At 66.4% G+C, this 22,059-nt stretch carries 26 protein-coding genes; all 26 read right to left on the bottom strand.

The features are described from left to right. Window positions 1–52 precede the first annotated feature (52 nt). Entirely contained in the window at window positions 53–2,173 is a 2,121-nt protein-coding gene (locus tag HZB86_03495; protein MBI5904603.1) for a GGDEF domain-containing protein, read from the bottom strand. Then, a complete protein-coding gene (locus HZB86_03490) occupies window positions 2,127–2,480 on the bottom strand; it encodes a septum formation initiator family protein (protein MBI5904602.1) in 354 nt (117 codons plus the stop codon). Before HZB86_03490 ends, HZB86_03495 begins: the two co-directional genes overlap by 47 nt. 83 nt (window positions 2,481–2,563) lie before the next feature. Further along, window positions 2,564–5,326, bottom strand: coding sequence for a cytochrome c3 family protein (locus HZB86_03485; GenBank protein ID MBI5904601.1), 2,763 nt, complete (start codon window positions 5,324–5,326; stop codon window positions 2,564–2,566). A gap of 19 nt (window positions 5,327–5,345) precedes the next feature. Beyond that, window positions 5,346–5,552, bottom strand: coding sequence for a hypothetical protein (locus tag HZB86_03480; protein MBI5904600.1), 207 nt, complete (start codon window positions 5,550–5,552; stop codon window positions 5,346–5,348). Next, window positions 5,549–6,463 (bottom strand): NHL repeat-containing protein, encoded by a 915-nt coding sequence (locus HZB86_03475; protein ID MBI5904599.1) that lies wholly within the window; start codon window positions 6,461–6,463, stop codon window positions 5,549–5,551. Before HZB86_03475 ends, HZB86_03480 begins: the two co-directional genes overlap by 4 nt. Further along, the gene (locus tag HZB86_03470; protein MBI5904598.1) at window positions 6,439–6,990 is read right to left on the bottom strand and encodes a hypothetical protein; all 552 of its coding nucleotides are present in this window, start codon (window positions 6,988–6,990) and stop codon (window positions 6,439–6,441) included. Before HZB86_03470 ends, HZB86_03475 begins: the two co-directional genes overlap by 25 nt. After that, window positions 6,987–7,928: a tetratricopeptide repeat protein gene (locus HZB86_03465; protein MBI5904597.1), complete on the bottom strand. Its 942-nt coding sequence runs from the start codon at window positions 7,926–7,928 to the stop codon at window positions 6,987–6,989. Before HZB86_03465 ends, HZB86_03470 begins: the two co-directional genes overlap by 4 nt. Continuing rightward, a complete protein-coding gene (locus HZB86_03460) occupies window positions 7,925–8,689 on the bottom strand; it encodes a hypothetical protein (GenBank protein MBI5904596.1) in 765 nt (254 codons plus the stop codon). Before HZB86_03460 ends, HZB86_03465 begins: the two co-directional genes overlap by 4 nt. Then, window positions 8,682–9,476, bottom strand: a complete 795-nt coding sequence (locus tag HZB86_03455) for a hypothetical protein (GenBank protein MBI5904595.1) — start codon at window positions 9,474–9,476, stop codon at window positions 8,682–8,684. Before HZB86_03455 ends, HZB86_03460 begins: the two co-directional genes overlap by 8 nt. A 55-nt stretch (window positions 9,477–9,531) precedes the next feature. Then, complete coding sequence (locus tag HZB86_03450; GenBank protein MBI5904594.1) at window positions 9,532–9,942, bottom strand: biopolymer transporter ExbD; 411 nt, start codon at window positions 9,940–9,942, stop codon at window positions 9,532–9,534. Then, entirely contained in the window at window positions 9,932–10,597 is a 666-nt protein-coding gene (locus HZB86_03445) for a MotA/TolQ/ExbB proton channel family protein (protein ID MBI5904593.1), read from the bottom strand. The genes HZB86_03450 and HZB86_03445 overlap by 11 nt, the downstream gene beginning before the upstream one ends. 40 nt (window positions 10,598–10,637) lie before the next feature. Continuing rightward, on the bottom strand, window positions 10,638–11,981 hold the full coding sequence (locus HZB86_03440) for a hypothetical protein (GenBank protein ID MBI5904592.1): 1,344 nt from the start codon (window positions 11,979–11,981) through the stop codon (window positions 10,638–10,640). Window positions 11,982–12,013: 32 nt separating this feature from the next. After that, window positions 12,014–13,264, bottom strand: a complete 1,251-nt coding sequence (locus tag HZB86_03435; protein MBI5904591.1) for a PEGA domain-containing protein — start codon at window positions 13,262–13,264, stop codon at window positions 12,014–12,016. Continuing rightward, window positions 13,239–13,886 (bottom strand): metal-dependent transcriptional regulator, encoded by a 648-nt coding sequence (locus tag HZB86_03430; protein ID MBI5904590.1) that lies wholly within the window; start codon window positions 13,884–13,886, stop codon window positions 13,239–13,241. Before HZB86_03430 ends, HZB86_03435 begins: the two co-directional genes overlap by 26 nt. Before the next feature lie 200 nt (window positions 13,887–14,086). Continuing rightward, a complete protein-coding gene (gene feoB, locus HZB86_03425; protein ID MBI5904589.1) occupies window positions 14,087–16,066 on the bottom strand; it encodes a ferrous iron transport protein B in 1,980 nt (659 codons plus the stop codon). Further along, on the bottom strand, window positions 16,063–16,506 hold the full coding sequence (locus HZB86_03420) for a transcriptional repressor (GenBank protein MBI5904588.1): 444 nt from the start codon (window positions 16,504–16,506) through the stop codon (window positions 16,063–16,065). Before HZB86_03420 ends, feoB begins: the two co-directional genes overlap by 4 nt. A 132-nt stretch (window positions 16,507–16,638) precedes the next feature. Then, the gene (gene rplQ, locus HZB86_03415; GenBank protein MBI5904587.1) at window positions 16,639–17,202 is read right to left on the bottom strand and encodes a 50S ribosomal protein L17; all 564 of its coding nucleotides are present in this window, start codon (window positions 17,200–17,202) and stop codon (window positions 16,639–16,641) included. 26 nt (window positions 17,203–17,228) lie between these two features. Then, window positions 17,229–18,236, bottom strand: a complete 1,008-nt coding sequence (locus HZB86_03410; GenBank protein MBI5904586.1) for a DNA-directed RNA polymerase subunit alpha — start codon at window positions 18,234–18,236, stop codon at window positions 17,229–17,231. 30 nt (window positions 18,237–18,266) lie between these two features. Next, window positions 18,267–18,893 carry a 30S ribosomal protein S4 gene (gene rpsD / locus HZB86_03405; protein MBI5904585.1) on the bottom strand — a complete coding sequence of 209 codons (627 nt, stop codon included), beginning with the start codon at window positions 18,891–18,893 and terminating at the stop codon, window positions 18,267–18,269. A 45-nt stretch (window positions 18,894–18,938) separates the two neighbouring features. After that, window positions 18,939–19,328: a 30S ribosomal protein S11 gene (gene rpsK, locus HZB86_03400; GenBank protein MBI5904584.1), complete on the bottom strand. Its 390-nt coding sequence runs from the start codon at window positions 19,326–19,328 to the stop codon at window positions 18,939–18,941. A 10-nt stretch (window positions 19,329–19,338) separates the two neighbouring features. Further along, entirely contained in the window at window positions 19,339–19,722 is a 384-nt protein-coding gene (rpsM, locus tag HZB86_03395) for a 30S ribosomal protein S13 (GenBank protein ID MBI5904583.1), read from the bottom strand. 32 nt (window positions 19,723–19,754) lie between these two features. Beyond that, on the bottom strand, window positions 19,755–19,868 hold the full coding sequence (gene rpmJ / locus HZB86_03390) for a 50S ribosomal protein L36 (protein ID MBI5904582.1): 114 nt from the start codon (window positions 19,866–19,868) through the stop codon (window positions 19,755–19,757). Between the two features lie 13 nt (window positions 19,869–19,881). Next, window positions 19,882–20,100 (bottom strand): translation initiation factor IF-1, encoded by a 219-nt coding sequence (infA, locus tag HZB86_03385; GenBank protein ID MBI5904581.1) that lies wholly within the window; start codon window positions 20,098–20,100, stop codon window positions 19,882–19,884. A 38-nt stretch (window positions 20,101–20,138) separates the two neighbouring features. Next, window positions 20,139–20,888 (bottom strand): type I methionyl aminopeptidase, encoded by a 750-nt coding sequence (map, locus tag HZB86_03380; GenBank protein ID MBI5904580.1) that lies wholly within the window; start codon window positions 20,886–20,888, stop codon window positions 20,139–20,141. A 3-nt stretch (window positions 20,889–20,891) separates the two neighbouring features. Next, on the bottom strand, window positions 20,892–21,533 hold the full coding sequence (locus HZB86_03375) for an adenylate kinase (GenBank protein ID MBI5904579.1): 642 nt from the start codon (window positions 21,531–21,533) through the stop codon (window positions 20,892–20,894). A 7-nt stretch (window positions 21,534–21,540) separates the two neighbouring features. Further along, window positions 21,541–22,059: preprotein translocase subunit SecY (locus HZB86_03370; protein MBI5904578.1), on the bottom strand; the 519-nt coding region annotated here is incomplete at its 5' end.

Below are 22,059 nucleotides of genomic sequence, written 5' to 3'. Positions count from 1 at the left end.
TGACAGTTTAGCCCCCGGTGCGGGGGGGTGTCAACGCGACCCCGCGGACGGGCTACCCGGGGTACACCGTCACCCTGTCGCGGCCCCGCTCCTTTGACAGGTAGAGCGCCTCGTCCGCGCGCTTCAACAGTTCCCCCGCGCCCTTTCCGTGGATCGGGGCGCACGAGACCCCGAGGGAGGCGGTCACCGCCACCTCGCGCCCCTCGTGGAGGAATTTCGTCTGCCGGATCATCCGCCGGAACCGCTCCGCCGCCTCCTGCGCGCGCTCCGGGTCGGTCATGTGGAGGTAGAGGACGAACTCCTCTCCGCCGTAGCGGCCCGCCGCGTCCCCCTTGCGGACCGCCTTCGCGATCACCCCGGAGACCCGCTTCAGGACCTCGTCCCCGAACGGGTGCCCGTACGTGTCGTTGATCCGTTTGAAATGGTCGAGGTCCAGCATGACGACCGCGCAGGGGTGACGCCCGTCCAGGCGTTCGAGTTCCGAGGAGAGCCGGTCGAGGAACGATTTCCGGTTTGGGAGCCCCGTCAGGCCGTCCGTCGTGGCCCGCCGCGTAAGGGTTTCCAGGTGCTCCACGTGGGACAGCCCCATCTGCATGACCTCCGTCACGTCCCGGACGACCTCGGCGTGCGCTTTCCCGAATCGTCCCGCCGATTCGTGGGCGCATACCACCGCGCCGCGAAAACCGCCGACGCCGGCGACCGGAAGCACGAGGTAGGAACGTTCGCCCGGCTTCTCCCCTGCGCTCGGACGAACTCCCTGGTTCCTCGGCCGCCCCTGCTCGCCGGAGAAGATCCGCTGCGACCCGTGGCGGATCACCCATCCCACGTACGAATCCCCCAGCAACTGCGGCTGGTCGGATCCCCCCGAGAAGGATTCGGTCTCCTCCCACGTGAGCCACCCGTTCCGGCCGCCGTCGCTCGTGCCCACGAGCAGCACGCGCCCCGCGCCGACCTGGCGGCGCACCTGCCCAACCGCTTCCGCATAGACGCGCTCGCGTCGCGAACGCGGCTTCGCGCCCTCCGCATCGCTCCCCGATTCGCCCATCTGAGCCATCTTCCGCACCATCTTGTGGTACCAGTCCTCCCGCAGGAGATACCTTTCCTCCCTGTGGAGCGCACGGGTTCTTTCGATGTCCCGGCCGATGAAATACGCGACCAGGCCGAGCAGCGGCAGGACGGGATCGACCCACGGTTCCTCGTCCTCGCGGATGGCGAGCAGAACGCCTTCCACGGCATCTTCCCGGAAAACGGGTACCGCGGCGATTCCTTTCGTCGCGCCCGACTCCGCGGAAATCCGGGGGGAGTACCGTTCGGCTTCCTCCCCCGTTTCGAAAAAGGGGCGGCGGAAAACGGTCGCCTCCCGGACCGGCACGTACGTTTCGGGAACGGAGAAGTCCCGAGGCAAGTCCCGGCCCCGGCTCACGAGGAAGCCGTCATGCCGGGCGACTCCCGGGGACCGGGACGGCCAGAGGTACGCGGCGTGCGTCGCCCCGGTCAACGGCAACACGCCTTCCAGCGCTCTCCGGATGTCTTCCCGGATTTCGAGTCCCCGGCGCATCAGGGCCCCTTCCTCGGTCGTCTCCCCCTCGGAACGGCGCCCCCCCTCCGGAGGTTCCTCCCAAGGAAGGACGACGGAACGACTCCTCGCGATCGCCGCTTTCGCGCTCTCTTCCTCCGGAGGCCGGCGCAGGCGGTGCGAGCGTCCCCCCGCTCCGGCTGCGAACGAAAGGATCGACATCGCCGCGACCGGCAAGGACTCCGCCGGGAACGGACCGGGAATCGCCGCAAGCCATGCGGCCGCACAGGCGGCGCACGGGATGGAATAGCGCAACGGGAGGGAAACGCCGAGACCGAAACCGATCGCGGCGGGAACGGTCCGGCTCCCCGCGACCGGCGGGAACGCCGCGTGGAGCGCCATCGCCGCTGCGCCTCCCCAGATCAGGCAGCCTTCCGTTTCGGGGACGCGATCGTCCCTCTTCCGCGCCACGAGGTATGCGCCGAGAACGTACGCGAACGCGAGGACGCCGGCGGCGGCGGCGATCGCCAACGGCACCCCGCCGGCGTACCGGATCCGCAGCAGGGACAGGAGGAGAATGTAGGCCGGGGCGAGCAGCCTCGCGGAATGCCTACGGACGCCGCGCGCCGGACTTCTGTTGTGCCGGGGAGGTGGCATCCTGCCGATTGGGAACGACGATGACTCTTTCCTTGTCCTTCACGAGGCCCAGCCTGCGGGCCTCTTCCTCGATCACGGCGGGATTGCTCCGAAGGTCGTCCACCTGGCGTTTCAGGTCGGCATTCTCCCTCCGCAGCGCCTCGACCTCGGACCGAAGCTGCTTCTCCGTGCTCCGGAGGCGCCAGGTCCCGACGACCCCCATGTCGCGGAACAGGGAAATGAGCACCGCGAGCAGCAGGAGGCCCGCCGCGATCAGCAGGGGAAGCCTGCGGATCCTCCGGGTCGATTGGTTAGAGGGAGCGGCCATCTGTCGCATCGTGGATCGCCATCCGGGTTTCCTTTCCCGATAGTATCGGAATCGAAGGCGCCCCGCTTCAGGGAATTTTCCGTTCAATGCCCTTTTCGCGGAAGTTTGTGGAAATTCCTCACCCGGTCCGAGGTGTCCCCGCGGTGGCACGAAGAGCAGAGTTCCGCCAGGAAGGCGTGGCCCGGATCCCGGAGATACGCGTTCGCCGAAGGCTCCCCGTCCCGCATCCCGCCCGCGTGGGGATCGTGGCACGTGAGGCACCCCATGACCCCGGAGAGGGACCGCTTGCCGTCGGGACCGAACAGGGGGAACAGCGGGCGGTCCCCTTCCTTGTATCGCCCCAGCATGCTGATCGGGGTCTCGAGGACGACTTTCGCCCCGTAGTTGGTCGGCACTTCGGATTCCCGCGAGGGATGCGTCGGCCAGGCGGGGACGGGGGCGATTCCGCCTTCCGCGTGGCAGCGCAGGCACGGGATGTTCGGGACAAACGGGTCTTCGCCGATTCTCCACTTGATGACGGGTGTCGGTGGGTCCCGGTGGACCGGGTGGCACGGGTCGCAGGAGGAGTCCCCGATCGCGGCGTGCGAGGTCTTCCGGATCCTCAGGGTGCCGGGGTGGCAGCCGGCGCAACCGCTCTCCGACGCCTTCCCCCCCCCCGATCCGTGAATCGAATGGCAGGAGCCGCAACTTTTCCCGGCGGAACGGTGTTTCCCGAGGAGGAATCCCTCGCCGACCCGGTGACATCCGGAACAGATCCGTTCCGGCTTCTCCTCGGAGTGCGGTGGGTGGCATCCGATGCAATCCGCCTTCCCGTGGGCGGTCTCCTTCCCCGAATGACAGGCGGTGCATGAAAACGGCTTTCCCCGCGCGCCGGAACCGCTCCCGTCCGTTCGTCGAAGCAGCTTTTCGACTCCCCGCCCGGTCGGCATGATCCCGGTGCCGTGGACCTCGTGGCACGTCGGACACGACACGACCCCCTTGCGGGTCGTATCGCCGCCCGGACCGTACAACGGAAAACCGTCCGGCATCGGACGGGAAGCCATGACGTTCCTCGGGTGTCCGCCTTCCGCGACGGGAGTGCCCGCGCCTTTCCCGCCTTTTCCCGGGTGGCAAGCGCGGCACGTCTCCTCGGCGATCTCCCCCGTGCCCCGCTTCATCCCCCACATCCAGGGGGGAGCGCCGGCGTGCGGCACATGGCACGGCTCGCAGGCGCTATCGCCGGAGATCCCCCGGAGGTCGTGCGGCGTCAGCGCGATCGACTCCTGTCGGCGATGGCACGTCGTGCAGAGGATGGCGCCCGGGCGATAGTTCTTCCGGAGCCGTTTCGGCTCGGCGGTCATCCCGTGCGGCTGGTGGCAGGTGGGACAGCTGATGTCCCCGAAGGACGATTTTCTTCCCCGGGAGTCGAAATCGGGCAGGTCGTCCGATCGCCCCACCTCCCGGTCCTCGCGCCCGGGCTTGTGCACGGCATCCCTCGGATGGCAGCTCCGGCAGAGCGCGATCCATGGATCGGATCCCGTGCTTTTCCGGCCGTGCGTCGCATGGCAGATGGCGCAATCGTTTCCCGGCTCCCGGGACGCGGCCTTGTGGCTGCTTCCCCTCTTCCCCCCATGGCACCAGAAGCAGCTCTCCCCTTTTTCCGAGCCGGGGGCGAGCAGGGACGTCCCCGGCGTGGAACCGTGCACCTTGTGGCAGGTCGCGCAGATGATTTCGCCGCCCGGGCCGACCGATAGCTTCTTCTCCCGCGCGACTTCCGTAAGCCTCCCTTTCCCGAGCTTTTCGAACACCGGGTGCGCGAGCGCCACTCCGCCGATCTCCCGGATCGTGTTCTGGGACTCGTGGCACTCCAGGCAGAAGTACGGCTTCGCGGTCCGAAGGAGCGGCGTCCCCGCGGTCCCGCGGTGGACGCTGTGGCACCGCGTGCAGATCTCCGCTTTCGTCGCCTTGGAGAACGTGACGTGGGTTCCGTTCGACCTCCCCGCCGCGACATCGCCGGCCCAATAGGCGGTATGGCACCCCCTGCATACCGATTCGACGCGGATGTCCTTCCCGCGGAACGCCCGGCCGCCTCCCCCCGCCCGTGCGTGAAACGTGTGGCAGGAGGAGCAGTTCTCCTCTCCGGTATGCCGCTTTACGGCCTCCCGCCCTTTCCCCTCGTCGAACGGATGACACCCCGCGCATCGCGCCGTCGGAGCCGCGGCGATTTCCCCCGGCTGGTGGACGGGGTGGCACGCCGTGCACACCGGCATTCTCGATGATGCCGCTCCTCGAAGTTCCGCGACGGGATGCCCGCCCCCCCTGGACGGATCGAGTTCCCCGTGGCAGCGGAGGCAGAGTCCGACGCCGGATTCCCTCAAGAGGGCCTTGCCCGTCCCGCCGTGCGCCTGGTGGCAATCCCGGCACATCGACTCCGCCGAACTTCGCAGGTGCGGTCCGATCTTCGAGGAGCGGTACGACGGGTGGCACCCGGTGCAGACCGCATTTCCTCCCCTGCGGAGGGGGACGCCGCTCCCCGCCAGCACGCTCCATCCGCCTTTCGTGTGCGGGGAGTGGCAGACGGAGCAGCCGCGATCCTTCCTCTTTGCCGGGGGCGCGGGATGCTGCTCCCCCCGCCAGAGCACGCCGCGGCTGTCCTCGACGGAGCCGTTGTGGCAACTTCCGCAAAGCCGCTCCTCGTCGAACTCCTTCGAACGTTCCGGGTTGAGAAACCCCGGTTGAAGGAAGACGCTGTCGCGGATGTGGCAGAGGGAGCACTTTTCCTGGTCGAAACCGGCCTGGGCGAGCGCGCCTGCCGGAACCAGGAGGAGGGGCGAGAGCGCCGCGATAAGGGCGAGGAACCGGATCAAGGGGTTTGGTGCCGGAGCTTCAACCGGCGACTTCCCGCTTGAAGAGCACGAACGCCCCCCGGACCTCCCCCGTCGGGAGCGTGAAGGGGACGATCCCGACGACCTCCCATCCTTCCCCCCCCGCGCGGTTCATCTTCTCCATCTCCAGGCCGGTCTTGGGAAGACCGCCGAAGACATCCGGACTCTTAAGAAAAATTTGTCCGTATTCCCACTTGGTTCCGCTCATTTTCTCACCTTTGCGTTTATGTTTTCCCCGTACATTCCGACCCGGTTGTCCTTCTGATCCGCAACCCATATCCCCGACTCCGATACCGCGAGGCCGACGGGATCCGCGAATACCTTGGGGTTCCCCCGGGCGCCGATCCCTTTCACGAACGTTCCGTTCAGATCGAACAGCTGGACCAGCCCCGTGTAGCTGTCCCCGATCCACACCTGCCCTCTCGGATCGAGCGCGATCCCCGTCGGGCGAAAGATCCTGCCTTCCCCCGCCCCGAACCGCTTCAACGTACCCAGGTGTTTCCCGAACGGGGAGAACCACTGGACCCGCGCGTTCATCACGTCGGTGACGAACACTCTCCCGGAAGGGTCGACCACGAGCCGGTAAGGGGAGTGGAGCTCCCCCGGCCCCTCCCCCCGCTTCCCCCAATAGTCGGGCGCCCCTCCGGCCCTTCGGAAGACGACGATGCGGTGGTTCCGGTTGTCCGCTCCGAAAACGGAGCTTCCGTACAGCCCGACGCCCGTGATCCGGGCGTTGCCTCCCGCCGTGTGCTCCCGCCGGATCCTCCCCGACAGCTCCAGTTCGAGGACTCTTCCGGAATTCCCGTCGGCCAGGAAAATGGACCCGTCCGGCGCAACGGCGATCGCCGAAGGATCCTTCCATGTTCCCCTGCCCTGGATCTCCCGCAGGAACTCCCCGCGGGGAGAGTAGATCGAGATCGAACGGGATCCCGACTCCAGCAGGAACAGCACGCCGTTGCGGTCCACCGCCACATCGGACGGAAGCGAAAACGGTTTCCCCTGGGACCTGGAGATCGTGCGGACAGCCTCGGTTCCCGCGGCGATCGCGGTCCCGTGCCCCCAGAGCACGCAGGCGGCGAGCAGCGCCGCGGGAATCATCGGGCGTCTTCGGCCAGCCATTTCCTGCCCCCCCCCTCCAGCATCCGCATCGGGATCGGCGAATCGAATCCATCCGACAAGCCCGCGACCCCGGCTCCCGCCAGCGCCGTCCTCCCGCTCCCCGAATGGCATCGCGGGCAGCGGGCCGGAGCCGTTGTCCCATCGTGGGGTTTCTCCGTTGCCTGCCCCCTTGAATAGGCTACCCGGAACATCTTCTGGTCCCCCGAGGGGTCCGGCGCCGTCCAGTGCCGTTCGGGATCCCTTCCGTGGCACCCGAGACACGCCACGACCGTCTCGTGCATGTTGAGGAAAGCGCTCTCCGGGCGCCGTCGGGGGTGGGCCGGCGACTTGTGACACGATTCGGCGAGGCATCCCCCGGCAGGCGGCACCCGGATCGCCGTTTTCCCCCCGTGGAAATAGCTCGATGGGGCCGCGGACGGACGGGCGGCCGCGCCGGCGCGCCAGGTTTTTCCCGCCTCCGGGAGGAACATCGCGGCGGCCAAGAGGATCGTCCCCGCTCGAAGAAGGAGGATCGCAGGGCGGTTCATTCCGGCTCCCCGTTCCCGAGGGCGACCAGCATTTCCCGCGCCTTTTCCGTCATCGGATTGAACGGGTCCATTTCGATGAACCGGAGGAGCTGCTCCCTCGCCTCGGTCCGTTTCCCGCCTCTCGTCAACGCGACCGCCAGGTTGTAGCGCGCCTGCGAGTAGTCCGGGAACAGCCGCAGCGCGTCCTCGTACACCGTGCAGGCTCCCCCGAAATCCCCCTCCCGCGCGAGACGGTTCCCCTCCTCGAGGAGGTCCCTCACCCTCTGCGACTCCTTGCGCTCTTCGGGGACGACTTCCTCGGGGACCGGAACCAGGACGCCCGCGGCCACGAGATCGGCAATCCACCCCCTTCTTCTTTCCGCTTCCTCGAGGGGGACCGTTCCGGACAGGATCGCGTTGCGGAGGCCGGTCGTCTCGCCGAACCACCTCCCGGACACGTGGACCGTCGAAAGATGGATCAGCCAGGCGGCCGCACACCCGGCATGGACCGTCCGCACCCATGCGTAGGCGGCGAATGATGGAATCCCGAACATCGTCGGACGATACAGGAGCACGCCCGTCGCCGCGACGAGCGTGGACCAGAGGACGATTCCGAAATAGTCGGCCTTTTCCGCGGGAGAGTATTTCCCCGCCGGCGACCGATGCGTGGTTCCGCTGCGGATCGCCCCCCGGTCCTCGCGCGACGGGAGGAAGGCGACCTTTTCCAAAGGAACGTCCGTGCGGATCCCGACTCCCACGAGGTACAACGCATGGAAAAGCAGCAGCCCGGCGCCCGCCAGTCCGAAGTAGACGTGGAGTGTTGCGCCGATCGGCACCCCGATGATCATCGCAACGGATGTCAGGATCAGGAGCACGGCAACGGCGGATGCCGCCCAGTGCTGCGCGAGCTGGTGCCGGGTGAACCGGCGGATCCTCGGAGGCGCGGTCAGCCAGGTCAAGGGGCATCTCCCCTGCGGGTGATGCGGGGGGATAGCATCGCGCCCAGGACCCATCCCGCCGCCGCGATGGCGAAGAAGACCGCACCGCGCGACAGGACGCTTCCGACGGGGATTGCGGCGTCCCGGCTCCTGTGCCGGACGAGGGACTCCATCCGCGGGGTCGACCCGCGGTGACATCCGGTTCCGCCGCACGACATCCTCCCGGTGCCCGCGGCCGCGGTCGCCGTCGGATGCGCCGGGTGGCAATCGACGCACGAGCCGCCCATCGCCCGTCCGTGCGGCCCCCTGGAGACCTCGGCCGACTCCGCTGCGTGGCACGAGGCGCAACGTTCGCGGATCAGGGCCCTTCCGGCCTTCCCGTCCGAGGCACGGTGGCACAACCGGCACGGCGTTCCCGGAAGGGCGGCGGAGCGGTGCTCCTCCGTCAATCCGCCGAAGCCGGCGTTTCGGTGCGTGGACTTCGACGACGCCGTACCGCCGTGGCATTCGCCCACGCACAGCGCGGGCCCGGGTGTCGCGGGATGGGGCACCGTCCGGGCGTCCGGGTGGCAGTCGGAGCAGTACAGGGAGTCGTGACTCCCTCCCGGGGAATCGTGCGTCCGCAACGACCTCGCCGCGTTGTCGGCGGGGAGGCGCAGTTCCAGGCGGTGGCACAGCATGCACCCTTCCTGGTCCGATCCCGCCGCGGGAGAGGAGGACAGCAGGAACCCGACGGCCAGGAGGAGCCGCCGGAGGACCCCGGCGGCCCTCGCGCTATTCAACGTAGAACCTCACGTCCACGTTGATCTCCGCCTCTTTCCGTTCGAACGACCACTTTTCGATCTCCCGCTTCACCTGCGTTACGAAGATCCTCTCCAGCGCGCCGTCGGTTTCGGGGCGCAGGACGGTTCTTCTGACCACTTTCCCGTCCCCGTCGGTCCAGACCTGGATGTAGACGTTCCACCACCCCGTGACGTACTCGTGCTTCTTGACCCGGATTTCCGGATACGGGACCTGGGTGTGACGCTTTTCGATGGAGGTCGGGGGGTAGCTGGTCACCACCATGCGCACTCTCGGGTCCAGGTACCCCCCCCCGCCGGTACCCGGACCCGTTCCCCCGCCGGTCCAGGTCCCGGCACCCGTGCCGGAGCCTCCTCCCCACCCGCTCCCGGATTTCCCGCTCCCTTTCCACCCCTGGCGAAGTTTCCCCGCGCTGTCGCGCGCCCACCCCTGCACCCCCTCGGACTTCAGTCGCGCCAGGTACGAGCCGTATTCCGAAGTCGGGGGGGCATCCCCGGCCACCGGGCCGCCGGTCGGCTCCGTCCCGCCGGCTCCGCCCGGCGTCCCCCCCCCGCCTCCCGAAGCGCCCGGCGCGGAGTCCCTCCTCGGCAGCGCCGATGGCGCGGAGGAAGCGGTCGGAGGCGAAGGAGCCGTTGCCGGCCGCGTGGTCGCCGCGGCACTGCGCGCCTCGCCCTGGACCTTGACCCGGATCCCCCGCGTCGTACCGCTGTCCGGCTTCCCCCACTCCCCGGGGATGAGGAACAGCAGTCCGTGCGCAAACGTCGCCACAGCGAGGTACAGCGCAGGCTGGAGGAATCGGCGCGCCCCCGAAGAATTCAACGCGCTACCTCTCCGCTCCCCTTTCCACGACGGGGAGGGACAGATCCGAGATCCCGACGGCGAGCAGCCTGTCCATGACGTCCGCGATCGCCTGGAAACGCGTCTCCCGGTCGCTCTTGAGGATCACGTTCGTCCCCGCGCTCCGCTGCTTCCCCTTCACCGTCTCCCCGAGCCGGTCCAGCGGCACTTCCGAGCCGTCGACGAACACCTTCCCTTCCCGGTTGACGAGCACGCTGACGCCTTTGTTCGAAATGGCCCCCGCGGATTGACTCTCCGGAAGCTTCACTCCGAGCCCGCGATCGAAACTCAGCACGGTGGACATCATGAAGAAGACGATGAGGAGGAACAGGACGTCCACGAGGTTGGTGATGGGGATCCCTTCTTCGTCCCCCTGGACGCGGCGCTTAAATCTCAAGGTAGTCACCCCCGATCGTATCGAACCGCTGGGTCCGCTCCGCGATCATCTCCTCCAGTTCGCCGAGGGAGTCGAGCAGCTGGATGGAGCTCTTCTGCATGTCGAGGATGAACTTTCCCACGAGGTTCATGAAGTAGAACCCGAGGAAGTAGGCCGGGATGGCCACGACCAGCCCCGCCGCGGTCGCGACGAGCGCCTCGCCGATGCCGGCCGCCACCATCCTCGGGTTCTCTCCCCCGGCGCCCCCGATCGCCTGGAACGACCGGATCATTCCGGTCACGGTTCCGAAGAGCCCGATCAGCGGCGCCAGCTTCGAGATCGTCTGGATGATCAGGATCCCCCGTTCCAGCTGCGCCACCTCGATCGCCCCGGCGTCCTCGATGGAGCGTACGACTTCGTCCCGCCCCCGCTTCTGGTTCTTCAGGCCGGCCATGATGATCCGCGAAATCGGCCCCGAGGTCGATTCGCAATGCCGGTGCGCGTCTTCCAGCGCGTTCCGGGTAAGGAAACCGTTGATGGCTTCCATGAACTCGCCGGTGTTGATCCTGGCTTTCCGGAGATAGACCGTCCGTTCGATCGCGATCGCGACGGTGACGACGGACAGGACGAGCAGGGGGTACATGGCGAAACCCCCTTTGAGAAACAGGTCGATCATCTCTCCCTCCGTGTACGGTTTGCGTTGTCCACGGGCTCGTTCAGTACCGCCCGTGGCACGGTGCGCACATTTCACGGAAATCGGGCACCCGCCAGCGGGAACCGGCTCCCACGCCGGCCTCCCCTTTCAACACCCCTTTCGCATGCGGATTGTGGCAGGTGCTGCACTTGATCTTCCCGTCCGCCGCGAGCGGCAGGCGGACCTGGTGCCTCTTCTCGTACTCCTCCTTGCGCGCCAGCTTTTCACCTTTCAGGAGGACGCCGTGCTCCGCGCCGGGGTGGGGACGGATCTGGTGGCAGTTCGAGCATACGGATGCATCCTCGCCGACCAGTTCGAGGTCTTCCGGTTTTCTCCTGTCCGGATCGGGTATCCCCTTGTGGCAGAACCGGCACGACTCCCCGCGCACCCTGCCGAACGCGTCGACCTGACGGTGGGGATTGTCGTACACTTCCTTTTCCTCCGAGTGGCAACGGTAGCAGAAACGGTCCGGATCCGCGTACGGTCCTCCCCGGAGAAATTTCGGGTTCGCGGAATCCGGTTTCCCGTGGGACACCTCGTCGTGGCACGTGGAGCAGGTCAACTTCCCCTGGTTCAGCGGGTATCCCAGGTAATCCATCCGCCACGTCCCCTCCGACGAGGTGAGGTCGATCACGTGCGGCGCCTTTCGGACGCCGGGCCGCAGATGGCACTCGTTGCAGAGGCGGTTGTTGTCCCTCCCGGCGGCGAACCGGATCTCCTCTCCCTCGCGGATCTTCCCGGGGTGGCACGCGAAGCAGAATTGACGGCTGCCGTGAGGGTTCGGCACCTTCCCTTCCCAGAGCACCTGGGCGTACGCGTCCCGCATCGAGAACGTCGCATCGTGCGTTTTATGGCATGTGGTGCACAGGAGGTTCCCGTCGCGTCCGGGGAGTTTCCTCTCGCGGATCGCCTTCCGCACGACATCGAGACCTTCTCCCTCGGGAAGGCGGTGGGGTTCCACGGCGGGGTGGCACAGGCGGCAAAGGTCCGCGACGTCGACGATGAACTTCGGAGTCGTTCCGGTGGGATTGTCGAAGTGGCAAAGGTTGCACGCGAGACCGTCGTGCGAATTGTACCGGTTCGCCTGTGCCGGTTTCCCGGACGGCGTCCCCGGCGCGTCTGCGGCTTCCGGCTTCCGCAACCGGTCGACGCTGACGGTCGGCGGCTTCCCCTTGTAGATCAGGAGCCAGAACTCGAACTTCTCCTTCGGATGGCACGCGAGGCACGCGTCCGAAAGGATGTTGTGCGGCGCCTCGTTCGAGGGGATGATCCGGGTTTTTCCGAGGTCGCGGATGACGGTTTCGCCGTCCGTCGCTTCGCATACCGGGGCGAAGGCAAGGAGGAGCAGTGCCAAGAGGATGGGCATGGCGGGAAGCGGTTCCTGTTCTTTCCGGTGGTTCAGAAGTTGACCGTTACCGTGCCGCTCGAGGACCCGCCTGATCCCCCTCCCCCTCCGCCTCCCCCCAAGGCGGCGGCCAGCCCGACGGCCGACAGCACGACGGTCCAGAACCAGAAGTTATTGTACCACGGCTTGGCCCCCGCCTCCTCCCGCTTTCCGGGCCACCCCGCGGCGAGAAGTTTCGACGACGCCCAGCTCGCGATCGCATCCCCGGCGGTCGCCGGAAACCGTTCCGCGCCGAGGAGAACCGGATCCGCTCCCCCCGCCCCCCCGCTGTAGATCCGCGCCTCGAAACCGTCCGGCCTGCGCTCGAACGCGAGCAACGCGACGCGGGAAACGCCCGCTGCCCGCGCGATCTCCGAAACGAGCGGGCCGGTTCCCTCGCCTCTCCGCCTGGAAGCGTCGGCCAGGAGTTCCCCGAGCCTCGCCACGCGATCCCCGGAAAGGGTGAACCCGATGGTCTCCGAGTCGCCCGGCAGCCATTGACCGGTCCGTTCGGCATCCCTGTACCCGGGATGGGAAACGCGGATCCGTACCGGCCCGGTCTTTCCCGGACGGACCCGGGACGGAGTGGTCCCTCTCGGATCGCCGTCCACGAAGATGGCGGCGCCCGACGGGAGGGATTGCACCAGCAGGTCGGCCTCCGGGAGGGGGCGCCCCCTGGCGCCTTCCCATGCGGCGAGAACCTGTGGAGGGAACAGCGCCGGATCGGGGGAAAAGCCCGGACGAAGCGCTCTCGAGCGGGCCAGCAGTTTTTCCGCGCCCCCGGGGTCCCCTTCCCGGATCTTCAGTATCCCCTCCCGCAGGAAAATTTCGGCGAGGAACGGGCGGGTCGCGTCGGTGAACCGGTATCGTCGGACCAGGGCTTCCGCTTCCGCCAATACCTTCGCCGCGGCGGCGTCCTCCACCCTGTCCATGTGGATCGACGCCTTCGCGACCGTTTCGGAGATCGCCCGCAATGCGGCGTCGTCCGGAACCGGAAACTCCCGTTCCCCCCCCTGCACCGGATCGGGCTCCGCGGGAACCGGGACCCACCGGACCCGCACGGTCCCGGAAAACGCCCCGGGTAGAATTCCCAGGGACGCCTTCGCCTCGTCGGGAGGGATGTCGGACCCGGCGAATCGCAGCAACAGCGCCGGCTCCGGGAGGATCTCGTCCGCGGGGGATGACCAGGGAGTCGCCCACTGCGACGCCATGGCGACGCACAGGGCTAGCGCGACGCGGCTACGCCTGCCGCACGTAGATTTCATCCGTTATGTCCTTGTCCACCGCGACGGTGGTTTCCCCCGCCTGAAGAACGTAGGAAGGGTTCCGCTGGAGGAGGCGCACGCTGCTCCCGGGGACGATTCCAAGAGAGGAGAGCTTCTCGAGCCGCCGCTTCGATTTGGGCGTGATGAACACGATCCGCACCGGTTCCCCAAGGGCGGCATCGGAGAGGCGCGAAACCAGGGGCTGGATCTCCTTCCGGATGAGATCGCAGCACTCCCCTCGGGGAATGGGTCTCCCGTGCGGACATGCGGGAGGGTGCCCGAGGAAAGCGCAAACCCTTTCCACCACGGTTTCCGACAGGATGTGCTCGAACTGGCAGGCGCTGCTCTCGACCTGCACGTTGTCCAGGTCGAACAGGTTGTGCAGAAGCACCTCCGCCAGCCGGTGCCGGCGGATGATTCCCCTCGCACGCTCCTCCCCCCGGGGGGTGAGCCGGATCGCCTCTCCGGAAAGCTCGGCGTGGCCCGAGGCTACGAGTTCTTCGAGGATACCGTCCGTCCGCTCCTCCGCCGAGGATTCCAGCAGCTCCGGTCTCGTGGACTTTCCGTCCTCCCGCAGCGTCCAGAGGAGCTCGAGGATCTCGTCCTGCCCGTAGTCGGTCATTTCCCGGGTCCTTTCGGGAACAGGGATTGGAGGAACCGGATCACCTTCGATTCCGGCATGGGGAAAGAGTACCGGCATCTGGGACAGCAGACAAGGGAGCAGTTCGCGCCCAAAGGGCAACCCGAGCGGCATCCCCTGTCGGACGGATCGATGTCGAAACCGCACAGGGGGCAGCGTATGGTCTTCGCCACGGCGAAAGCCTAGAAACGGACGCCGAGCCATCGGGCCGCGAAGTTGACGGCGGTTCCGACGACCAGGGCGAACGGGAAGATGAACAGCGCCATTCCGGCGGCCACCTTGCCGCCGTGCTCCTTCACGATCACCAGGAAGTTGGCGAGGCACGGGATGAACAGGGTGATGGTCACGAGGCTGACGACCACCTGGCGGTGCGAGAGCATCCCCTCCTTCGCCATGCTGAAGAGCCCGGCGGCCCCGTAGTCGCGCCGCAGGAACCCGATGAGGAACGCCTCCGCCGTCTTCGGGGGAAGGTCGAGCGCGTTGACCACCAGCGGCTCGGAGACCTTCTGAAGCCAAAGGAGCCACCCCATCCGGTCCGCGACGAAGAGGATGAACGTGCCCAGGAGAAAGAGGGGGACCGCTTCGCGCAGGTACCACTCGATCCGCGCCATCGTCTTCACGACGAGGTTGCCGATCCGCGGCATCCGGATCGGAGGAATCTCCAGGATGAAATCGCCCGAGTCGCCGGGAATGACCTTCGCGGCGAGGTACCCGACGAGGAGGATCACGCCCGACAGGATCGCGAGCCAGGTGACCGTACCGGCCGGCCCCACGTCCGAGAGCATGCCGAGGATCACTCCCAGCTGGGCGGAGCACGGCACCCCGAGGGCGAGAAGGAGGGTCACGATCAGCCGCTCTTTCCGCGTCTCCAGGATCCGGGTGGTGAGCGTGGCCATCGTGTCGCATCCGAGGCCGAGGACCATCGGCAGGACCGCCTTTCCGTTGCACCCGATCTTCCGGAACAGACGGTCGACCATCACGGCGAGCCTCGGAAGGTACCCCGAATCCTCGAGGATCCCGAACCCGAGGAAGAAGGTGCCGACGATCGGCAATACGATCGCCACCGCGTACGACAGGGCCATGGAGATCATCCCGTACGGACCGACGAGGAAATCGCGCGCCAGGGGCCACGGCAGTGCGAAATCGGCCGCCCGTCCGACCGCCGGCACGATCCACCTCCCGAACACGGCGCCCTGCAGCAGGTCCACGAGGTAGCCGGCCCCGAACAGGCCGACGAACAGGTAGGCCAGGGTCAGCACCCCGAGCAGTATCGGGATCCCATATGCGGAATCCATCGCGTACTTCCCGAACGCCTGCGCGAAATCCCTTCCGGCGGGGCGGGACGGTTCGACCCCGGCCTCCTCGAGGAGCCGGTCGATCCACGCGAGACGGGTCTGGGTCACCCGGTACGCCACCTCCTCCCCCATCTCCTCCACGAGGCGGTTCCGGACGGCGTTGATCTCGCGGATCCGGAGCGGGTCGACGTTCTCCGTCACCCATGGCGTCAGGGAATCGTCGCCGCACAGGAGCATCAGCGCGAGCGAGCGCCTGCCCAACGGCACGTCGGCCGGAAGCAGATCCGCCATCCGCTTGGCGGCGCCCTCGATCCGCTCGCCGTAATGGACGCGGACGGTCGCCGGCTTCGCTCGGTCCAGGAGGGCCAGAAGCCGGTCGGTGCCCTTCTTCCGGACGGCGACCGTCGGGACGGCGGCGACCCCAAGCCGCCCGTCGATCGCCTCCATTCGCGGCATCACTCCGCGGTCCCTCGCCTCGTCGGACATGTTGACCGCGAGGAGGAGCGGCAGTTCCATCTCGGAGAGCTGGAGGGTGATCAGGAGCGAACGACGCATGTTCTTGGCGTCGCACACCTGCAGGACCCTGGCGCCGGGCTCCCGCATCAGGATGTCGCGCGTGACGCGCTCGTCCTCCGACATCGGGTGAAGGGAGTAGACGCCGGGCGTGTCGATCACCTCGTACGACTTCCCCCGTTCCGAGGCTTCTCCCCGGGTGACCTCCACCGTCGTGCAGGGATAGTTCGAGACGTTCACGTAGCGCCCGGTCAACGCGCCGAATACGACGCTTTTCCCCACGTTCGGGTTCCCGACGAGGATCACCGTCGCGGGTCCGCCGACCGTTTTCCCGCCCCCGGGGACGGAGGTCACGATTTCCTCCTCCCTTCCGGCGAGCATTTCCGGCAGAAGCCGTAGATCTCGAGACGATGCGTCGTCGGACGGAATCCGTGCCGCCGGGTGACCCGATCCTGGAATTTCTCGATGTCCGGGTCCTCGAACTCGGTCACGGAGGCGCACTTCCGGCAAACCAGGTGGTCGTGGTGGGATACCAGGTTGTTCTCGTACCGCTTGGCCCCCTGCCCGAAATCGACCTCCTTGGCGTAGCCCATCCGCACGAGCAGCTTGAGGGTCCTGTACACCGTGACGGCGCCCACGCGGGAGGATTTCTCCCGTACGGCGGCCGTAAGCTCGTCGACCGTGAGATGGTCGCGTCCGTGGAAGAACTGCTCCATCACGGCCGAGCGGCTGCGGCTTCTCTTGCCGCCCGCTTCCTGGATCTCGCGGTCGATCCGGTTCAGCAGCCGCTTCAAGGGGATTACCTCATGATGAAGATGATTTTCAATTTCATGTTACAGCCCGGCCCGGGGGCGGGTCAAGAAAAATAAAAACGGCCCCGAAGGGCCGTTTCGTCGTTCCTGTCCGGATCGCCGGCGCGGGCGGAATCACTCCCCTTCCGCGGGCTTCTTCTTTCTCGGGGCGCGAGAGGGTTTCGCCTTCTTTTCCCCGTCGGCGACCTTACCCTTGGCCTTCGCGGTCTTCGTGGCTTTTTCCCCGGCCGCGGAACCTTTCTTCGCCGGGGCCGCCTTCTCCGCGGTTTTCCGCGCCGGCGCCTTCCTCTTTTTCTTGCCCTTGGCGCCCGCCTTCTTCTCCTCGGCCGGCAAGTACTCGAGGATCGCCATCTCCGCTCCGTCCCCCGGCCGGAATCCGGTGCGGACGATCCGCGTGTAGCCGCCGTCCCGCGACGAAAAACGGCCGGAAAGCGTCTCGAACAGCTTGTCGGTCGCGCCCTTGCTGCTCAGGAGGGCGAAGGCCCGCCGCCTCGCGTGCAGGGTTCCGCGTTTTCCGAGCGTGATGAGGCGGTCCGCCAGCGGACGCAGCTCCTTCGCCTTCGGTACGGTGGTCTCGATCCGCTCGGCCAATACCAGGCTGTTCATCAGGTTCCGCAGGAGCGCCTTCCGGTGCGAAGGGCTCCTTCCCAGTTTCCGGTGGTCATTCGCGTGGCGCATTGGGCATCCTCGTCTGGTTCAGTTGGTCAATCCTCTTCCCGCGGCGGGCTGTACTTCTCCGGGGAAAAACCGTCGACCTTCATCCCGAGGGAGAGCCCCATACCCACGAGGACCTCCTTGATCTCGTTCAGGCTCTTCTTCCCGAAGTTCTTGGTCTTCAGCATCTCCTGCTCGGACCGCTGGACCAGCTCGCCGATGAACTTGATATCCGCGTTCTTCAGGCAGTTGTAGGCGCGGACGGAAAGCTCCAGCTCCTCGACCGGCTTGTACAGGTTCTCGTTTCCGGTCCCCTCGTCGAGGCGCACCGGCTCGTCCGGCATCTCCGCCTCGTCGTCGAAGTTGATGAAGACGGTCAGCTGGTCCTTCAGGATCTTCGCCGCGTAGGCGACCGCGTCGGCCGGAAGGACGGACCCGTCGGTCCAGACCTCGAGGGTCAGGCGGTCGTAGTCGGTCTGCTGCCCGACGCGGGCGTTCGTCACCGTGAAGTTCACCTTGCGGATCGGCGAGAAGATCGCGTCGATCGGGATGGTCCCGATCGGGGAGTTCTCCTCCAGGTTCCGCTCGGCGGAAACGTACCCTTTCCCCATCCGGACCGTGAGCTCCATCTTCAGCGTGGCGTTGTCGGAGAGCTCGGCGATGTGGTGGTCGCGGTTCAGGATCTCCACCATCGGATCGGTCGAAATGTCGGACGCCTTGACGCGACGCGGCCCCTTCGCCTCCAGGAGGAGGATCCGCTGCTCCGGGGAATGCATGCGGAGGCGGATCTCCTTCAGGTTCAGGACGATGTCGGTCACGTCCTCGACGACGCCGGTCATCGTGGAGAATTCGTGCTGCACGCCCTCGATGCGGACCGAGGTGATCGCCCCGCCCTGGAGGGAGGAGAGAAGGATCCGGCGGAGCGCGTTGCCCAGTGTGGTTCCGAACCCTCTCTCCAGCGGTTCGGCCACGAACTTCCCGTAGTTGAACGTCGCCGTATCGGTCTGCACGTCGATGCGGCGCGGCTTGATGAGCTGCTTCCAGTTTCTCTGAAACATTATTCCCCCTTCTCCTGCCCCAAAAGAGGTTTACTTCGAGTAGAGCTCGACGATCAGCTGCTCCTGGATCGGCTCCTGGATGTCCGCCCGCGCCGGTAGCGCCTTGACGGTTCCCCGGAAGCTTTCCCGATCGAGCTCGAGCCAGGGCGGAATCCCTTTTCGGACGACCGCGTCGAGCGCCTCGTTGACGTTGGGGATCTTCCGGCTCTTTTCCCTCAGTTCGACCGCGTCTCCCGCCCGCACGAGGAACGACGGGATGTTCACCTTCCGGCCGTTGACGACGAAGTGGCCGTGACGAACGATCTGCCGGCTTTCCCGGCGGGTCTGCGCGAATCCCAGCTTGTAGACGACGCTGTCCAGACGCCGCTCCAGGAGGATCAGCAGGTTGTCGCCGGTCTTCCCCTTCATCCGTTCGGCCTTCTCGAAATAGTTCCGGAACTGCCGCTCGAGGAGGCCGTAGATCCTCTTCGCCTTCTGCTTCTCCCGGAGCTGGACGCCGTAGTCGCTGTGCTTCGGACGGCGCTGACCATGCTGCCCCGGCGGGTATCCCCTTCTCTTGATCGCGCACTTGTCGGTGAAGCAGCGATCCCCCTTCAGGTAGAGCTCCACGCCCTCCCGACGACACAGCCTGCAAACGGCCTCACGATACCTTGCCAAAGAAAATGTCCTCCTTGTCCCTTGAAAGGTGGGGCGGTTATCCCTTCACACGCGACGCCGCTTCGGCGGCCGGCAGCCGTTGTGGGGGATGGGCGTCACGTCCCGGATATAGTTGACCTTCAGCCCGGACGCCTGGAGAGTCCGCAGCGCGGCCTCCCGGCCGGAACCGGGCCCCTTGATGTGCACGGTCACGGTGTTCACCCCGCAGTCCATCGCCTTCTTCGCCACGTCCTCCGCCGCCACCGTCGCGGCGAACGGGGTGCTCTTCCTCGACCCCTTGAATCCCTTGGCGCCCGCGCTGGCCCAAGCCAGGGTGTTCCCGTCCGGGTCGGTGATCGTGATGATCGTGTTGTTGAAGGTCGCCTGGATGTGGGCGACGCCCACGGGCACGTTCCTGCGGACCTTCCTCTTCCCCTTCTTCTTCGGCGTTGCCATCGATCCTCCGCTATTTCTTGGTTGCTTCCTTCTTCTTGGCGACGGCGCCCTTCCGGGGTCCCTTGCGCGTGCGGGCGTTGGTATGGGTGCGCTGTCCCCTCGCCGGCAGACCCTTCCGGTGACGGAGTCCCCGGTAGCTCCCCAGGTCCATCAGCCGCTTGATGTTCATGGAGATTTCCTTGCGCAGGTCCCCCTCGACGCGATAGTTGGCGTCGATCACGTCGCGGATCCGCGCGACCTGGTCCTCCGTGAGGGAGGTCGTCCGGAGGTCGGCCGACACGCGCGCCTCTTCCAGGATCTTGACGGCCGTCGTCGGACCGATCCCGTAGATGTACGTCAGGGCGGTTCCGATCTTCTTCGTCTTGGGAATGTCCACTCCCGCTATGCGTGCCAACCTTTGTCCTCCTGGGCGTTCGAATGAAGCGCCTAGCCCTGGCGCTGCTTGTGCTTGGGGTTTTCGCAGATGATCCGGACGACGCCCTTCCGCCGGATGACCTTGCACTTGGCGCATACCTTCCGCACCGATGGCCTGACTTTCATTTCGCTCCCCTTTTCACTTCGATCGGTAGACGATCCGGCCCCGGGTCAGGTCGTACGGAGTCAGTTGGACCGTGACCCGGTCCCCCGGGAGGATCTTGATGAAATGCATCCGCATCTTCCCGGAAATATGGGCCAGCACCTTCATCTTGTTGTCGAGCTCCACCCGGAACATGGCGTTCGGGAGCGGTTCGATCACCGTTCCCTCGATTTCTATCGCTTCTTCTTTTGACATATATCCCTTTGTTTATCCTTCTCTTGCCGCCGTTCCCTTCACGGAAGACTTAATATTTCCGCCCCCGTTTCCGTTACCGCGACGGTGTGCTCGAAGTGCGCGGATCGCGACCGGTCCCGGCTCACCACCGTCCAACCGTCCGACAGCACTTCCACCGCCCATCCCCCCGCGTTGACCATCGGCTCGATGGCCAGCACCATCCCGGGCAGCAGTTTCGGCCCGGTGCCGCCCTTGCCGAAATTGGGAACCTGCGGATCCTCGTGCATCGCGCGGCCGATCCCGTGTCCGACGAAGTCCCGGACGACAGAAAAACCGGCCGACTCCACCACCGACTGGACCGCCTCGGATACGTCCCCCAGCCGCTTGCCGGGCCGCGTCTCGAGGATGGCGGCGGCGAGGGACCGCTCCGTCGCCTCCATGAGCCGGCGGGAGAGATCGTCGACCTCCCCGACCGCGAACGTCTTCGCCGAGTCGCCGAAGAACCCGTCGAGGAAAACCCCGAAGTCGATGCTCAGGATATCCCCTTCGCGAACGGCCCGGGCGCTCGACGGGATCCCGTGGACCACCTCCTCGTTCACGGAGGTGCACAGGTGCGCCGGATATCCCATGTATCCCTTGAAGGCGCTCCGCACGCCGTTTTGCGCGATGAAGCGGTCGGCGAACTCCTCCAGGGATCCGGTGGTCACCCCGGGCCGTACCAACGTCCTCACCTCTTCAAAGAACCGTCCTACCACGGCGCCCGCGCGCCTCATCGCCTCGATCTCCCGGGGCGACTTGATCAGGATCATCCCCTACTGGAGGATCTTTACGATGTTGCCGTAGATGGTGTCGATCTCTCCCGACGCCATGACCGTGCGGATCTTCCCGGTGCTCTTGTAGTAGTCGAGCAGCGGGGCGGTCGCCTTGTTGTAGTTGACCAGCCGGTTCTTGATGGTTTCCTCGCGGTCGTCGTCCCGCTGGATCAGGGGGGCGGAGCACTTGTCGCACTTCCCGTCGGCCTTCGGGGCGTTGAACGTGACGTGGTACATCGCGCCGCACCCGGTGCAGGTCCTACGGCCGCAGAGGCGCTCCATCAGTTCCTTCTGGTCGACATCGAGGGAGAGGACGAACCGGATCTCCTTGCCCAACTCCTTCACGACGCGGTCCAGCGCCTGGGCCTGCGGGATCGTCCGGGGGAACCCGTCCAGGATGAACCCCTTCGAGCAGTCCGCGGCGGCGAGCCTCTCCTTCACGATGCCGATGACCACCTCGTCCGGGACGAGGCCTCCGGCGTCCATGAACGACTTCGCCTTCTTCCCGAGTTCGGTCCCGTTCTTCACCGCTTCCCGGAGCATGTCCCCCGTGGAGATCTGCGGGATGGAGAACGTCGAAGTGAGTTTCTTCGCCTGCGTGCCCTTCCCCGCACCGGGGGGGCCAAGGAGTATGATCCCCATCATCGTCCTATCCCCTCCTTCCCTTCATCTGGCCTTTCTTGAGGAATCCCTCGTAGTGCCGGGTGATCAGGTGGGATTCGATCTGCTGGATCGTGTCCATCGCGACGCCCACGACGATGAGGAGCCCGGTCCCGCCGAAGTAGAACGGGACGTTGAAACGGGCGATGAGGATGCTCGGAAGCACGCAGATGGCGGCGATGTAGAGCGCCCCGCCGAGGGTGATCCGCGTCAGGATCTTGTCGATGTATTCGGCCGTCTTCTTCCCGGGCCGGATCCCGGGGACGAAGCCTCCGTACTTCTTCATGTTGTCGGCGACGTCGACCGGGTTGAAGGTGACCGCCGTGTAGAAGTAGCAGAAGAAGATGATGAACGCCATGTAGAGCACTTCGTACGCGACGCTGCCCGGCGTCAGCGCGTTGGAGACCGACTGGGTCACCGGGTGCTTGATGAAATTCGCGATCGTCGCCGGGAAGAGCAGGATCGACGACGCGAAGATCGGCGGGATGACCCCGGCCGTGTTCACCTT

The organism is Deltaproteobacteria bacterium, assembly GCA_016234845.1.
In the GTDB taxonomy this organism is placed as follows: Bacteria; Desulfobacterota; Deferrimicrobia; order Deferrimicrobiales; family Deferrimicrobiaceae; genus JACRNP01.
Note: the sequence above shows the minus strand (reverse complement) of the source record. Positions and strands in the feature narration are given on the sequence as shown.

What these genes read in the sequence shown, in the direction of transcription:
- HZB86_03480 (MBI5904600.1), bottom strand. Translation starts at nt 5,552, where the DNA reads ATGAGCGGAACCAAGTGGGAATACGGACAAATTTTTCTTAAGAGTCCG.
- rplQ (MBI5904587.1), bottom strand. Translation starts at nt 17,202, where the DNA reads ATGCGCCACGCGAATGACCACCGGAAACTGGGAAGGAGCCCTTCGCAC.
- HZB86_03495 (MBI5904603.1), bottom strand. Translation starts at nt 2,173, where the DNA reads ATGCCACCTCCCCGGCACAACAGAAGTCCGGCGCGCGGCGTCCGTAGG.
- rpmJ (MBI5904582.1), bottom strand. Translation starts at nt 19,868, where the DNA reads ATGAAAGTCAGGCCATCGGTGCGGAAGGTATGCGCCAAGTGCAAGGTC.
- infA (MBI5904581.1), bottom strand. Translation starts at nt 20,100, where the DNA reads ATGTCAAAAGAAGAAGCGATAGAAATCGAGGGAACGGTGATCGAACCG.
- HZB86_03375 (MBI5904579.1), bottom strand. Translation starts at nt 21,533, where the DNA reads ATGGGGATCATACTCCTTGGCCCCCCCGGTGCGGGGAAGGGCACGCAG.
- HZB86_03430 (MBI5904590.1), bottom strand. Translation starts at nt 13,886, where the DNA reads ATGACCGACTACGGGCAGGACGAGATCCTCGAGCTCCTCTGGACGCTG.
- HZB86_03475 (MBI5904599.1), bottom strand. Translation starts at nt 6,463, where the DNA reads ATGGCTGGCCGAAGACGCCCGATGATTCCCGCGGCGCTGCTCGCCGCC.
- HZB86_03435 (MBI5904591.1), bottom strand. Translation starts at nt 13,264, where the DNA reads ATGAAATCTACGTGCGGCAGGCGTAGCCGCGTCGCGCTAGCCCTGTGC.
- HZB86_03440 (MBI5904592.1), bottom strand. Translation starts at nt 11,981, where the DNA reads ATGCCCATCCTCTTGGCACTGCTCCTCCTTGCCTTCGCCCCGGTATGC.
- HZB86_03445 (MBI5904593.1), bottom strand. Translation starts at nt 10,597, where the DNA reads ATGATCGACCTGTTTCTCAAAGGGGGTTTCGCCATGTACCCCCTGCTC.
- rpsK (MBI5904584.1), bottom strand. Translation starts at nt 19,328, where the DNA reads ATGGCAACGCCGAAGAAGAAGGGGAAGAGGAAGGTCCGCAGGAACGTG.
- HZB86_03470 (MBI5904598.1), bottom strand. Translation starts at nt 6,990, where the DNA reads ATGAACCGCCCTGCGATCCTCCTTCTTCGAGCGGGGACGATCCTCTTG.
- HZB86_03410 (MBI5904586.1), bottom strand. Translation starts at nt 18,236, where the DNA reads ATGTTTCAGAGAAACTGGAAGCAGCTCATCAAGCCGCGCCGCATCGAC.
- map (MBI5904580.1), bottom strand. Translation starts at nt 20,888, where the DNA reads ATGATCCTGATCAAGTCGCCCCGGGAGATCGAGGCGATGAGGCGCGCG.
- HZB86_03490 (MBI5904602.1), bottom strand. Translation starts at nt 2,480, where the DNA reads ATGGCCGCTCCCTCTAACCAATCGACCCGGAGGATCCGCAGGCTTCCC.